The sequence below is a fragment of the Lampropedia cohaerens genome, from assembly GCF_001005215.1.
In the GTDB taxonomy this organism is placed as follows: domain Bacteria; phylum Pseudomonadota; class Gammaproteobacteria; order Burkholderiales; family Burkholderiaceae_C; genus Lampropedia; species Lampropedia cohaerens.
Genome location: NZ_LBNQ01000040.1, coordinates 136,512 through 150,314, shown reverse-complemented (window position 1 = coordinate 150,314; position 13,803 = coordinate 136,512). Strand labels below are relative to the sequence as shown.

The 13,803-nt window shown below is 64.8% G+C and carries 10 protein-coding genes; 2 read left to right on the top strand and 8 right to left on the bottom strand.

Annotated elements, in window-relative coordinates:
- Nucleotides 1–103: 103 nt before the first annotated feature.
- Together cysE and AAV94_RS13350 are read right to left on the bottom strand one after the other, a co-directional pair.
- Complete coding sequence (cysE, locus tag AAV94_RS13355; RefSeq protein WP_046742689.1) at nt 104–874, bottom strand: serine O-acetyltransferase; 771 nt, start codon at nt 872–874, stop codon at nt 104–106.
- A gap of 119 nt (nt 875–993) precedes the next feature.
- Nucleotides 994–1,791: an RNA methyltransferase gene (locus tag AAV94_RS13350; protein ID WP_046742688.1), complete on the bottom strand. Its 798-nt coding sequence runs from the start codon at nt 1,789–1,791 to the stop codon at nt 994–996.
- A 187-nt stretch (nt 1,792–1,978) separates the two neighbouring features.
- Between AAV94_RS13350 and AAV94_RS13345 the strand changes: the two genes are divergently transcribed.
- Nucleotides 1,979–2,884 (top strand): inositol monophosphatase family protein, encoded by a 906-nt coding sequence (locus AAV94_RS13345; RefSeq protein WP_046742728.1) that lies wholly within the window; start codon nt 1,979–1,981, stop codon nt 2,882–2,884.
- Between the two features lie 66 nt (nt 2,885–2,950).
- Entirely contained in the window at nt 2,951–5,593 is a 2,643-nt protein-coding gene (locus AAV94_RS13340; RefSeq protein ID WP_084824933.1) for a DUF349 domain-containing protein, read from the top strand.
- A 123-nt stretch (nt 5,594–5,716) separates the two neighbouring features.
- Here the strand turns inward: AAV94_RS13340 and erpA are convergent, their stop codons facing one another.
- The 6 genes from erpA to cobA all read right to left on the bottom strand — a co-directional run bounded on the left by erpA (nt 5,717) and on the right by cobA (nt 13,803).
- Nucleotides 5,717–6,082, bottom strand: coding sequence for an iron-sulfur cluster insertion protein ErpA (erpA, locus tag AAV94_RS13335; RefSeq protein ID WP_046742687.1), 366 nt, complete (start codon nt 6,080–6,082; stop codon nt 5,717–5,719).
- A gap of 258 nt (nt 6,083–6,340) precedes the next feature.
- Complete coding sequence (rpsI, locus tag AAV94_RS13330) at nt 6,341–6,736, bottom strand: 30S ribosomal protein S9 (RefSeq protein ID WP_046742686.1); 396 nt, start codon at nt 6,734–6,736, stop codon at nt 6,341–6,343.
- An 11-nt stretch (nt 6,737–6,747) separates the two neighbouring features.
- Entirely contained in the window at nt 6,748–7,176 is a 429-nt protein-coding gene (gene rplM / locus AAV94_RS13325; RefSeq protein WP_046742685.1) for a 50S ribosomal protein L13, read from the bottom strand.
- Nucleotides 7,177–7,525: 349 nt separating this feature from the next.
- On the bottom strand, nt 7,526–11,620 hold the full coding sequence (hrpA, locus tag AAV94_RS13320; protein ID WP_046742684.1) for an ATP-dependent RNA helicase HrpA: 4,095 nt from the start codon (nt 11,618–11,620) through the stop codon (nt 7,526–7,528).
- Between the two features lie 55 nt (nt 11,621–11,675).
- Nucleotides 11,676–12,962, bottom strand: a complete 1,287-nt coding sequence (locus AAV94_RS13315) for a BaiN/RdsA family NAD(P)/FAD-dependent oxidoreductase (protein WP_046742726.1) — start codon at nt 12,960–12,962, stop codon at nt 11,676–11,678.
- Nucleotides 12,949–13,803, bottom strand: coding sequence for a uroporphyrinogen-III C-methyltransferase (gene cobA / locus AAV94_RS13310; RefSeq protein WP_046742683.1), 855 nt, complete (start codon nt 13,801–13,803; stop codon nt 12,949–12,951). Before cobA ends, AAV94_RS13315 begins: the two co-directional genes overlap by 14 nt.

The following is a 13,803-nucleotide window of genomic DNA, read 5'->3' as shown; positions in this document are numbered from 1 at the left end:
GTAACTCCCAAGCCGTCGCCGCGATTTGTCACCTAAAGGACTGTCGTGCCATCTGCCTGCACGTTGCGCGCCACGCCACCGCCGGGCGCGGCCTGAGCGGGAACTACTCATCCACCAACTGGCGCAGCCGCTCGAGCGCCGCCTGATCGCAGGCAGTCGCGCCAGCGGCCTTCTCGGCGGCACTGGCTGCCGCACGCAACTGCGCCAGCTCAGCGCGCAGCGCCGCGAGTTGCTCCTCCTGCGCCGCCACCGCATCGATCAGGCCCTTGATCGCCTGCGCCATGGGATCGTCCGTCTGTGTCACGCCATAGGCGCTAAAACCCATGCGCGCCGACGCCGCCTCGCGTCGCACGTCAACCTCGGCCTGGATGATGCGCGCCGGATTGCCCACCGCCGTGGCACCAGCCGGCACCGGCTTGGTGACCACCGCGTTGCTGCCGATCTTCGCGCCCTCGCCCACTTGAAAGCCGCCCAGTACCTGGGCGCCTGCGCCGATGATGCTGCCGCGGCCAATGGTCGGATGGCGTTTGCTGCCCTTGTGCAGCGACGTGCCGCCCAGCGTTACGCCCTGGTAGATCGTCACGTTCTCCTGCACCTCGGCCGTCTCGCCAATGACCACACCCATGCCGTGGTCGATGAACACGCCGGAAGCGATCTTCGCGCCCGGATGGATCTCAATGCCCGTGAGAAAGCGCGCAATATGCGAATTCATGCGCGCCAGCCAGCGCAACCGATGGTTCCAGAACCAGTGCGAGATGCGGTGCATCCAGATGGCGTGCAGGCCGGGATAGCACGTCAGTACCTCCCACGCGTTGCGCGCGGCAGGATCGCGCTGCAGGATGGCTTGGACGTCGGCTCGCAATCTGGCAAACATGGCGGGGCGAAAGAAAGCTAAAGCCCGTGATTATCGCAAGCTGTGCCAGATTGTTCATAACCGCGCGCAAAAGCCATCGATGGCAGGCACGGATGGGAAACATTGCCGAGACAGCTGCCTCAGCGTGCGGCGGACTTGCCTGCAACTTCCAGCATGGCCTTTGCGATTCCACGCAGAATGTGAATCTCCTGCTCGGTCGGCTGTGCGCGCAGGAACAGCTGGCGCAGTCGCGGCATGAGCTTCCTGGGTGCCTTCGGATCCAGATACCCCAATGCCTGCAAGCCCTCCTGCCAGTGCGCCAGCATCCCGGCCAGTGTCGCCGCGTCGGCCAGCGCCTCGGCACCGGCACGCTGCGCGCCCCCGGTATCGGCTGGCGCCGGCGCAGCATCAGCAAGCATGGCTGCGGCCTGCAGGCTCAGGCGCCACTCGTAGGCAATGACTTGCACGGCCGCCGCGATGTTCAGTGAGCCAAATTGGGCATCGGTAGGAATCCGCAGCGCCACATCGCAGCGGTAGACGTCCTCGTTGCGCATGCCAAAGCGCTCGCTGCCGAACACGAAGGCCACGCCGGGCACCTGCCCGGGCGCAGCGCGTGCCGCCAGTGTCGCAGGCAGGGCCTGCAGGTGCTCACGCGGCGACCGCGTGGGCGGCCCGAAGTCACGCGGCACCATGGCGGTGGCACAGACGTGGTGAATGCCATCAAGCGCTGCATCCAATGTCTGCACCACACGCGCCCGCTCCAGCACATCGTGCGCGCCGCTGGCGCGGTCAATGGCCTCCTGATGCTGCAGCACATCCGGCCAGCGCGGCGCCACCAGTACCAAATCGACGAACCCCATGGTTCGCATGGCTCGGGCTATGGCCCCGACATTTCCGGCGTGGCTGGTTTGGACAAGAACGAATCGAGTGTGAAACATCGGCAATCAAGCGGCGATATCGGCCGCACGGACAGTATGGCACGGGTAAAATGCCCCCTTTGCGCAGGCACAGGACGGCCATTCTCGCACCAGCAAGTGCCGCCTTGGAGCATCGCACCGGTCAGCGGTGCCTGCAGCGCGGCGCCGCGCCTTCTTGTTTATCGCCCCTTCTCTCATGAGTACCACCATCACCTCCACACTCCATCCCATGCTGAACGTGGCCATCAAGGCTGCGCGCGCCGCAGGCAGCATCATTAATCGCGCCGCGCTGGATGTGGAAGCCGTGCGCGTGTCGCAAAAGCAGATCAACGACTTCGTCACTGAAGTGGACACCGCCTCGGAAGAAGCCATCGTGCAGACCTTGCTGGGCGCCTACCCGGAGCATGGCATTCTTGCCGAGGAGAGTGGCCGCAAGCACGGCAAGGCCGATGCGGACCACCTCTGGATCATTGACCCGCTCGACGGCACGACCAACTTCATCCATGGCTTTCCGGTTTATGCCGTCAGCATTGCGCTGTCCTACAAGGGCCGCATCGAGCAGGCAGTCGTCTACGATCCGGCGCGCAACGATCTGTTTACCGCCACGGCAGGACGCGGTGCATTTCTCAACGACCGCCGCATCCGCGTGAGCAAGCGCACCCAGCTCAAGGACTGCCTGATCTCCACGGGCTTTCCCTTCCGCACGGGCGACGACTACGCACAGTACCTGCAGATCTTCACCGAGTTCTCGCAACGCACCGCCGGGTTGCGCCGCCCGGGCGCTGCCGCGCTGGATCTGGCCTACGTGGCGGCAGGCTTTTCCGATGGCTTTTTCGAGTCGGGCCTGAGCCCCTGGGATGTCGCTGCCGGCAGCCTGCTGGTCACCGAAGCCGGTGGTCTGATGGGCAACTTCAGCGGCGAGGCCGACTACCTGTTCCAGGGCGAATGCATGGCCGCAGCACCGCGTATCTATGGCCAGATGGTGCCCATTCTCTCCAAGTACAGCAAGTTTGCCAGCGCCGCGGCCAAGAACGAGGTCGCCACGCGCAGCAACGCATTGCGCCAGATTCTGGGCATCGCTCCCCCCGCGCAGGCCGCACCGGCTGGTGAGTGAGCATTTCCTCCATTGCATGGGCACCAGTTTCCGCCTGGTGCCTGACTGTTTCCGCGTCGCTTCGCCATGCCCCTGTTCTCGATTTTCTCGCGCAGCAAAACGGTCGATGCCCCGCCTCCCGTACAGTCGTCACCAACCCGTACCGCGCCAGTGGCAGCGTCCCATCCACTTGATGAGGTGACAGGCGGCATCTTTTCGGCCGACAATTCCGCCCAACGGCAACAGCGCGTGGCCAGCTGGCTGGCCAGCAACCCCGAGCCGGCGCTTTTGCAAACCGTCTACAAAGCCTTGAGCGCGCGCGACCAGGGCGCAGCCAAACCCATCCGACAACGTATGAACGACATTCGCCAATCCCAACAACAGGAAGAAGCCGCCCAGGACTGGGCCGCCAAGGCCGAGAAGATTCTCGCCGCCGAGAACTTCCACATTGCCGACGGCATGGCCTGGCTGCGCGATGCCGCCAAGGCTGGCGCGCCACTGTCGAAGGAGCCACTGGCCAGCTTGCGCAGCCGCATTGCCGAGCAGGTCAAGCAACTCGAAGAGCTGCAGCACAAGGCTATGGTGCAAAAGGAAGCCGCCGTGCTGCTGGCGCAGCGCATCGACGTGCTCTCCACCAAGCCCTGGCAGCACGCGGCGCAGGCGCAGGAGGCGCTCGCGCAGGACGTCCAGAAGTGGAACACGCACGCGCAGGAGCTGACCGACTCACCACTGTGGCGCAGCGTCGAACCGCGCCATGCCAACGCGCTGGAAAGCTCGCGTGCGCAGCTTGCGCTGGTGTTCGAGGCGTTCTCCGCGGCCATTGCCCAGGCCAGGGCTGCCGCCGAGGATCCGCAGGCACTCTTGCCGCAGGTGCAGGTCTGGGCCGATGAATTGCGCGCACTGCACGGCATGGTGGCCGAGCCAGCGCCCAGCGTCGAACTGACGCAAGCACAGCGCGAAGCGGTGATTGCCGCAGTCGCGACGCTGGAGCGCACCATCAAGCAGGGCCAGGCCAAGCAGAGTGCCCAGGCAGCTGCCAAGCTGCGCGAGCAGCTCAAGGAAGTGCAAGGCAGTGTGGACGCCGAATTGGAAAAACGCATCAACCAGGCGCTCATCGATGCCGGCGACCTGCAAGGCTGGGCACGCTGGGGCGCCAACCAGGTGCGTGAGGAGCTGATTGCGCGCGCAGAACGGCTGCTGCAGTCGCCCGACGGCAAACCCGTTGCCGGCAGCAAGTCGCTGCAGCTGGCCGTGCGCGAGCTGCATGAACAATGGCGCCAGATCGACCGCACCAGCCCACCCAATGGCCACCTCTGGAAACGCTTCGATGAGGCAATTTCCAAGGTCCGCGCCGTCGTGGACGAATGGCTGGGCAAGGTCAAGGCCGAAAGCCAAGCCCACAAGGCCGAGCGCCAAGCCATCATTGACGAATTGCGCGCTTTTGCCGCCACGCTGAGCGAACCGGTGGACCTCAAGGCGCTGCAGCGTCAGCTGCAGCAGTTCGCCAACCGCTGGCGCAATGCGGGGCATGTCAGCGACAAGGTGTTCACCGCCTTGCAAGCCAGTTGGAAGCAGGCCTGGGATGCAGCCTCCGCGCCGCTGGACGCCGCCCGCAAGGCCAGCACGCTAAAGCGCCGCGAAATGATTGAGGAAGCCAAGGCACTCGCTGCCACTGAGCCACTGGACGTGCGCGCCGTCAAAGCCCTGCAGCAGCGCTGGCAAGCCGAAGCCCAGGCCGTTCCCCTTGAACGCAAACTTGAGCAGAAATTGTGGGATGCCTTCCGCCAGCCGCTCGATGAGGCCTTCAACCGCAAGAGCGAACAGCGCCAGCAGCACCAACAGGCCATCTCGGCCCACGACCAGCGAGTGCTGGACGCCGCCAAGGCGCTGGAGCAAGCCTGCGCTAGCGGCAACGCGCAAGCCATTCACAGCGCCATGGATGCTTTGCAACACGTCATCCGAACGCCCGTTGAAGGGGGGAGCGAAAGCTCTGCTTCCAGCGCTGATGCAGCCCCATCTGCTGCTACTGCAGACGCGGCGTCCACTACCGCCGAAGCGGCGCCTGACAACGCCGGAACTGCATCTCCTGCGCCAAAACCGGTCGTCGCAGTGCGCGGCGACGATCGCCCCAGTGCCCAGGTCGGCGCAGCCGCTTCTGTGAGCAGTACGGGCCGCCATGGCGAAGGCCGGCAAGCGCCGCGGAGTGCGGGCGCCGAGCGCGGTGCTCGCGCACCCCGTGCCGAACGCGCCCCTCTTGCGCCGCGACTGGGGGACAAGGCTTTTCGCGCCCAGCGCACGGCCATGGAAAATGCCCTGGCCACATTGCGCAAGCTCGCCGCACAGGCCCACGGCGAAAGCATTACGCAATTGCTGCACGCCTGGCAGACACGCGATGCACAGGCCGTACCCGCTGCCGCTCAGTTGGGCCGCAAGCTGACTGCGAGCCAGGCCAATGCCTGGAAGAGTGCCGTTGCCGCGGACCCGGCTCCCAACACGCAGCAGGCAGCCAAGGCGCTCCTGCGGCTGGAAATTGCTGCGGAAGTGCCAACACCTGCCGAACATCTATCGGCCCGTCGGGCTTTGCAGCTGGAATTGCTCACCCAGCGCCATGCGCCTGGGCCGGCCGAGACATGGAGCGAGGATGTTGCCACTGTCCTGGCCGGTGCCGCTGACGATGCCTCTGCCAAGCGCCTGCAGGCAGCGCTCAAAGTGTTGCTCCGACGAGGTTGACGTCCACAGATCGGATAGGCAGCCTGCACCCAACAAAAACCGCCCCAACAGGCGGTTTTTGTATGCACTTCTGCGCGGCGCAGACTGCATACACTCAGCTGCCGCGCTACCGCTTGCGCGGCATCAGACGGAAAAGCTCGATCCGCAGCCGCAAGTCGTGGATGCGTTCGGGTTCTTGATGACGAACTGCGCTCCCTGCAAGTCTTCCTTGTAGTCGATCTCGGCGCCGACCAGATATTGGTAGCTCATTGCGTCGATCAGCAGCGATACGCCATTCTTGGTCATGGTCGTGTCGTCTTCATTTGCGATTTCATCGAACGTGAAACCATACTGAAAACCCGAACAGCCACCGCCCTGGACGAACACACGCAGCTTCAGATCGGGATTTCCTTCCTCGGCGATCAGATCTGCCACCTTGGCCGCAGCTGCATCGGTAAAGACGATGGGAGCGGGCATTTCCGTAGGGGCAGACTCGACAACAGCATTCATGATGATTTCTCCTGCACAGCAAGCAGTGAAAGGGGGAGCATAAACAATCGCGTGACGCCCCGGCACAGCCGAGTCGCATCACCAATGGACCGATGGTAGGCCAAAAATGGAAACTGCGCTGGGCATCTGGTTTCTGCCAGCGAGATGGTTGCACAGCGTAGACACCATGCAAAAAGCCACCGCGCGATGCGGTGGCTTCTCTCGGCTGCCCCGTTCGGGCGGCCGGCACACATGCAGCGGCAAGGCCGCTGCGATGCCTCAACGCTTGGAGAACTGCTTGCGGCGGCGTGCGGAATGCAGGCCGACCTTCTTGCGTTCCACTTCGCGCGCATCGCGCGTGACGTAGCCAGCGGCGCTCAGTGCGGGCTTGAGCGTCTCGTCATAGTCGATCAGCGCACGCGTGATGCCGTGACGCACAGCACCGGCCTGGCCCGATTCACCACCACCATGGACATTGATCTGCACATCGAAGGATTCGAGGTGGTTCGTCAACGCCAGCGGCTGCTTGGCGATCATGATGGAGGTCTCGCGACCGAAGTATTCTTCGATCGGCTTGCCGTTGACCATGATCTTGCCAGAGCCCTTCTTCAGGAAAACACGTGCCACGCTGGACTTGCGGCGGCCCGTGCCATTGTTCCAATCACCAATTGCCATCTCTGCGCTCCTTAGATTTCCAGCACTTTGGGCTGTTGGGCGGTATGGGGATGCTCGGCGCCACCATAGACCTTGAGTTTCTTGATCATGGCGTAGCCCAGCGGCCCCTTGGGCAGCATGCCCTTGACGGCCTTCTCGAGCGCGCGGCCGGGGTGCTTGGCCTGCATGTCGCGGAAGTTGGTGGAGCGGATGCCGCCAGGATAGCCCGTATGGCGGTAGTACACCTTGTCCGTGGCCTTGTTACCAGTGACGCGGAGCTTGGAGGCGTTGATGACGACGATGTAGTCGCCGGTATCGACGTGAGGCGTATAAATGGCTTTGTGTTTGCCGCGCAGACGGAGGGCAACTTCGCTGGCTACCCGGCCGAGCACCTTGTCGGTGGCGTCAATCACAAACCACTCATGTTGCACCTCAGCGGGTTTTGCGCTGAATGTAGACATGTGGTTTCCTGTCAAGAATGGTAAAGCTGCCCTACTGCCACGGTCGGTGCTCTTCTGTGATGATGGAGCCTCTTAGGTGGGACGTGCCTGACTTGCCATCAAACCGATGACAAGCCAAGGCCATTTGCCGCGGGGCAAATTCGCTGCAAACCGCGCATTATAGCGGTTGTTTGGAACCTGTTTACGATCTTTGCATAGGACGCGTTGACCAGCCAGGGGGTACGATCTCAGGCATCGCGCGTGCGGCCAGCAGCCCCTACGAGCGCGGCGCTCCAGGGCAGAGGGCTTGTTGGGGATGCGTTACAACTTCTGCCGTGGAGCAACGCGCAGACGCGCGGCTTCGTTCCGATCAGCCCACCACCTGTGCCCACACTTTCTCCAGCCGCTTGACCGAGACCGGCTGCGGCGTGCGCAGTTGCTGCGCGAACAGGCTTACGCGCAGCTCCTCAAGCAGCCAGCGGTAGTCCTGCAGCGCAGCATCGCTCTGGCCACGACGTTCCGCCAGCTTCTTCCAGTAGCGCGCCTCCAATGGCGCAATTTCCCGCTGGCGGCTCTGATCACGCACCGGATCCTCGCGGTACTTGTCCAGCCGCATCTGCATGGCCTTGAGGTAGCGCGGAAAGTGCTTGAGCGCAGCCTGCGGCGTTTCCTGCACGAATTGCTTGGTCATGAGGCGCGCCAGCTGCTGGCGGATGTCCGCCACGGCGCCGTCGGCGCCCTTGGTGTCCTTAAGCTTGCGCACCACCTGCGCGTACTCGGTCAGGACCTGGCCCACCAGGCGCGCCACCTCCTGCGCCAGCAGGCTCAGGCGCGGACGGCCATCCTGCAGGCGTTGCGCGAACTGGGCGGCATCGATCGGCAGGGGCTCCTGTAGAAAAGCCAACTCCAGCGCGACGGTCAGAATCTGCGCGCGCAACTCCTCCGCCGTGCCCAGCGGCATGTAGGCCATGGCCATCTTCTGCAGGTCAGGAATATTTTTTTCCAGGTACTTCAGCGCATCCTTGACCTGCAGGGCAAACAGCCGCACCAGCCCCTTGCGATGCACCCTGGCGGCCGCCTCCGGCTCGTCGAACACTTCGATGGTGACGGCATCGCCCTGGTCGACCAGCGCGGGAAAGCCCACCAGCCTGCGGCTGCCTCTGCCCCATTCCATGATTTCCGGCAGTTCGCCAAAGTCCCATTCGACGTGGCGCTGCTCGGGCTCACCGTGCGGATTCGGCGGCGCGGCGTCCGCGGTGGCGCTGCCAGCGGCACGGCGGACGCCGCGCCCCGGCGCTGCGGTGGTGCTTGCAGGCGCCTCCTCGGCAGGCGGTGCTGCCTGGGCCGGCTCGGGCTGACGCGCGAGCTTCAGTCCCGCCAGCGCCTGGAATGCGCCGCGCGCCTGCTGCCCCAGTTCGGCCTTGAGTGCTGCGAGATTGCGGCCCTGCCCCAGCTGGCGGCCATGCTCGTCCACGACGCGAAAGTTCATGAACAGGTGAGGGCTGAGCATATCGGTCTTGAAATCGGTAGCCTTGATCTCCAGCCCGGTTTTGCCACGCACCCAGTGGCGCAGGCGCTCGGTCAGCTCGCCGTCACCGAAGCTGCCATCCTCCAGCCACGTCCGGGCAATGGTTGCGGCAGTCTCGGCCAGTGGTAGCAGGCGCGAGCGCGGCCGCTGCGGCAGGCTCTTGAGCAGCGCCTGCACCTTGGCCGCCAGCATGCCAGGCACCAGCCAGTCGCAACGTGCCTCCTGCACCTGGTTGAGGGCATACAGCGGAATGGTGACGGTCACGCCATCGCGCGGATTGCCGGGCTCATGCAGATAGCTCACGCTCAGATCCATGCCGGCGAGCTTGATGGTGGGTGGAAAGGCCTGGGTCGTGACGCCCGCGGCCTCGTGGCGCATCAGTTCGTCTTTCTGCAGTTCAAGCAGGGTGGGCGTCTGCCTGCGCTCCTGTCGGTACCAAGCCTCCAGCTGCCGGCCATTGGCCACGGCTTCGGGGATGTGGCGATCGTAGAAGGCGTAAATCAGTTCATCGTCGACCAGCACGTCCTGCCGGCGCGACTTGTGCTCGATGGCCTGCACCTGCGCAATGCGCTTGCGGTTGGTGGCTAGGAAGGGAAACTTGCGCTCCCATTCCGGCGCATAGTCGCCCTGCACCAGCGCCTGGCGAATCATGATCTCGCGCGCAGCGGCGGGATCCACGCGCTCATAAGGCACCTTGCGGCCGCTGTAGACCACCAGGCCATACAGCGTCGCCCGCTCCAGCGCCACAGCTTCGCCGGCTTTTTGCTCCCAGTGGGGCTCCAGCAGCTGTTTCTTGAGCAGGTGCGCGCCCACTTCCTCCAGCCACTGTGGCTCGATGTTGGCGAGCTGGCGACCAAACAGCCGCGTTGTCTCCACCAGTTCCGCAGCGACGACCCAGCGCCCCGGCTTCTTGCGCAGCCGCGCGCCGGGATGCCGGTAGAACTTGATGCCTCGCGCACCCAGATACCAGTCGTTGTCGTCCTGCCGGACACCCACGTTGCCAAGCAGCCCGGCCAGCAACGACAGGTGCAGGGCCTCGTAGGACGCAGGGGCCTGCTGCTCCTGCACCTTCCAGCCCTGCTCGGCCACCGCAGCCGTGAGCTGCTGATGAATATCGCGCCATTCGCGCACGCGCCGCACGTTGATGAAGCTGCTGCGCAGCAGCTGTTCATACTGGCGGTTGGACAGCCTCGGGCCCTGCTGGGCGCCGGACGTGGCGGCAGAGCCGTCTGCCTCCAACGGCCCCGCTGCGCTGCGCTGCGCCACTGGCAGGGCCGCATGGCTGCGCCGTGCCTTGCCGGCCTGCGCCTGCTGACGCGCAGAGGGCAGCGCCGCAGCGCGGCCTTCGCGCGCATCATGCAGCCACTGCCACAGTTTCAGGTAGCTGACGAACTCGCTTTTCTCATCGTCAAAGCGGGCGTGCTGCTGATCGGCCTGGGCCTGCTTATCAAGCGGGCGGTCGCGCACATCCTGCACCGACAGTGCGGCGGCCACAACCAGCACTTCGGCCAGCGCCCCGCGCCTGCGCGCTTCCAGCAGCATGCGCGCCACACGGGGATCGAGCGGCAGGCGCGCCATCTGCTGGCCAATCTCCGTGAGGCTGTTGCGCTCGTCCATCGCACCCAGCTCCTGCAGCAGCTGGTAGCCATCGGTAATGGCCCGCGGCGATGGCGCTTCGAGAAACGGAAAGTCCTCCACCGCACCCAGGCCCAGCGATTTCATGCGCAGGATCACGCCGGCCAGCGAGGAGCGCAGGATTTCCGGATCGGTGTAAGGCGGTCGGCTGGCAAAGCTCTCCTCGTCATAGAGACGGATGGCAATGCCATCAGCCACACGACCCGAGCGGCCGCTGCGCTGGTTGGCGGCCGCCTGGCTGATCGGCTCGACCAGAAGCTGCTCGACCTTGTTGCGGTAGCTGTAGCGCTTGACGCGTGCAGTGCCCGCATCGATGACGTAGCGCACGCCCGGCACCGTCAGCGAGGTCTCGGCCACGTTGGTGGCCAGCACCACGCGCGGTGGCCCACCGGTTTCGAACACGCGGTCCTGCTCGGCCTGCGACAGCCGCGCAAACAGTGGCAGCACCACGCTGTGGCGCTTGCCATCATCGCGTGCCAGATGCTTTTGCAGGTGGTCGGCCGCTTCCCGGATTTCCCGCTCGCCAGGCAGAAATACCAGGATATCGCCCGCAGCGCGACCTTGCCAGAGCTCATCGACCGCATCCGCAATCGCGGTATTCAGGTCGGTGTCACGGCTTTCCTCGAACGGCCGGTAGCGAATCTCCACCGGGTAGGTGCGCCCCGATACTGCGATGACGGGAGCGGGCCCCTTGCGGCTGGCAAAGTGCTGCGCAAATCGGTCGGCATCGATGGTCGCAGAAGTGATGACGACCTTCAGATCTGGCCGCCTCGGCAGAATCTGCTTGAGATAGCCCAGCAGGAAATCGATGTTGAGGCTGCGCTCGTGTGCCTCGTCAATGATCAGCGTGTCGTAGGCCTTGAGCAGCGGATCGGTCTGCGTCTCGGCCAGCAGGATGCCATCGGTCATCAGCTTCACACGCGCAGCTGGTCCGAGCCGGTCGTTGAAGCGCACCTTGTAGCCCACCACCTCACCCAGCGGCGTGTCGAGTTCCTCCGCAATGCGCTTGGCAACGCTGGAGGCGGCCATGCGACGCGGCTGGGTGTGCCCGATCCACTGGCCGCGGCGGCCGGTCTTGGCGTCCTTGTAGCCGCGCCCCAGGCCCCGCCCCAGGGCCAGCGCTATCTTGGGCAGCTGCGTCGTCTTGCCTGAGCCCGTTTCGCCGCTGACGATGATGACCTGATGGTCTCGCAACGCACGCGCGATTTCATGGCGTCGCGCTGAAACAGGCAGGTTTTCAGGAAAGCTGATCGGCAGCGGCGCAACCGTTGCAGGCGAATCAGCGTCAGGAGTCGGCTGCATCGCCGGGGACAGGTCACGGGAATCAGGGGAACCGTTGGAAGCCATAGGGGCGCGATTATCCGTCCTCGCGCAAAGCCTGTGCACAGGCGTAGGCACTGGCCCATGCCCACTGAAAGTTGTAGCCCCCCAGCCAGCCCGTTACATCGACCACTTCGCCGATGAAATACAGCCCCGGCACCTGCCGGCACTCCATGGTTTTGGACGACAGCGCCTGCGTGTCCACACCACCGACCGTGACCTCCGCCTTCGCATAGCCTTCGCTGCCATTGGGCATGAGCTGCCAGCGCTGCAGCCGCTCAGCCAATGCGGTCAACGCCCGATCACTGACCTGATCGATGGGGCGCTGCCACTGTGGCTGCTCCGCGACAATCGCCTCCGTCAGCCGCTGCGGCAGCCACTGGGCCACTATATTGACCAACTGCTTGCGGCTGCCGGCCTTGGCGGCACGCAGCAGCGCCAGCGCATCCTGCCCGGGTAGCAAGTCGATGCACAGCGCATCGCCTGGCTGCCAGTAGCTGGAAATCTGCAAGATCGCAGGCCCCGACAGACCGCGATGGGTAAACAGCAGGTCCTCATCGAACACCACGGCCGTGCGCATATCCGGCCTGGCTGCGGCCGGTTGCACGCGGACTCTGACAGGTAATGCCACGCCTGCCAGCGCGGCAAAGTCCACGCCCTGCTGCGCCGGAGAAAACACCAAAGGAACCAGTCCGGGCCGTTGCGCCACGACTGGAACGCCAAACTTGCGCGCAATCCGATATCCCAGGTCGCTTGCACCGATCTTGGGAATGGACAACCCACCGGTGGCCACGACCAGTTGCGGCGCGCGTGCCTCACCCATGCTGGTCTGCACACAAAACCGCCCAGGCACGCAGATGTCCTGACCTGGCAACTGCTCGCGCGCAACCGCAAGCACCTGCGCGGGTTGCCAGCGCTGCACGGCAAACCGGGTGCAGCGCTCCACCAGCCAGTCGATCAGCGCCTGTGCCCGCTCGTCGCAGAACAGTTGGCCTTTGTGCTTTTCGTGGAACGCGATGCCAGCCTGCTGCATCAAGGTGATGAAGTGCTGGGGCGTGAAACGCGCCAGCGCCGAACGGCAGAAGTTTGGATTGGCACTGAGAAAATGCCGCTGCGGCGCCCGCGGATCGAGGTCGCGATTGGTGAAGTTGCAGCGCCCGCCGCCGGAGATGCGGATCTTTTCGGCCACCTTGCGGCCATGGTCCACCAGCAGCACGCGCAGGCCACGCTGCGCCGCCTCCCCCGCGCAGAACAGGCCAGCGGCGCCCGCCCCCAACACAATGGCGTCAAACTCGGCGGTCTGATTGTCCCTATCCGGCGACACGCCGGGGCTGCTCAATGCGCTTGTTATCGTCGCTGTCATTACCGCATTGTTGCAGGACCGCACTGGCCTTGAGCACGTCACCCACCAAAATGATGGCGGGACTGGCCATGTTGGCCTTGGCCATGTCCGCCTCCAGCGCACCCAGCGTCGTAAGCAGCTGCCGCTCATGTGGTGTGGAGACCGACTGCACCACGGCAACCGGTGTCTGCGCCGGCAGTCCCTGCAGCAATCCGGCCCGGATGGCACCTGCCGCGCGCACGCCCATGTATATCACCAATGTCAGGCGCGCAGCATGGGCCGTCCTGGCAATCGCTGCCCAATCCAGCTCCGCCTCGCCCGGGGCCGCATGACCTGTAAGCAGCATCACGCCATGCGCATGCTGGCGATGTGTCAGCGGTGCCTGCAAGGCCGTGGCCGCCATGATTCCCGAGGACAGGCCGTTAATCACCTCGGCACGCACACCCGCTTCGCGCAGCGCCTGCAGCTCCTCGCCGCTGCGGCCAAAGACTGCCGGGTCACCGCCCTTGAGGCGAACCACGACCTCGCCGGCACGGGCCTGCTGCACCATCAGCTTTTCAATGAAGGCCTGCGGCGTGCTCTTGCAACCGCCGCGCTTGCCGACGTGAATGATGCGTGCCTGCGGCGACGCATAGGCCAGCACCGCGTCACTGACCAGGTCATCGACCAGCAGCACCGTTGCCCGCCCGATGGCCTTGATGGCCTTGAGCGTGAGCAATTCGGGATCACCCGGGCCGGCGCCCACCAGCAGGCATTCACCTACGGCCGATGGCGTCGCGGCGGATACGGCTGCAGCATGGTCTGGCAAAGGCACAGTTGGCAT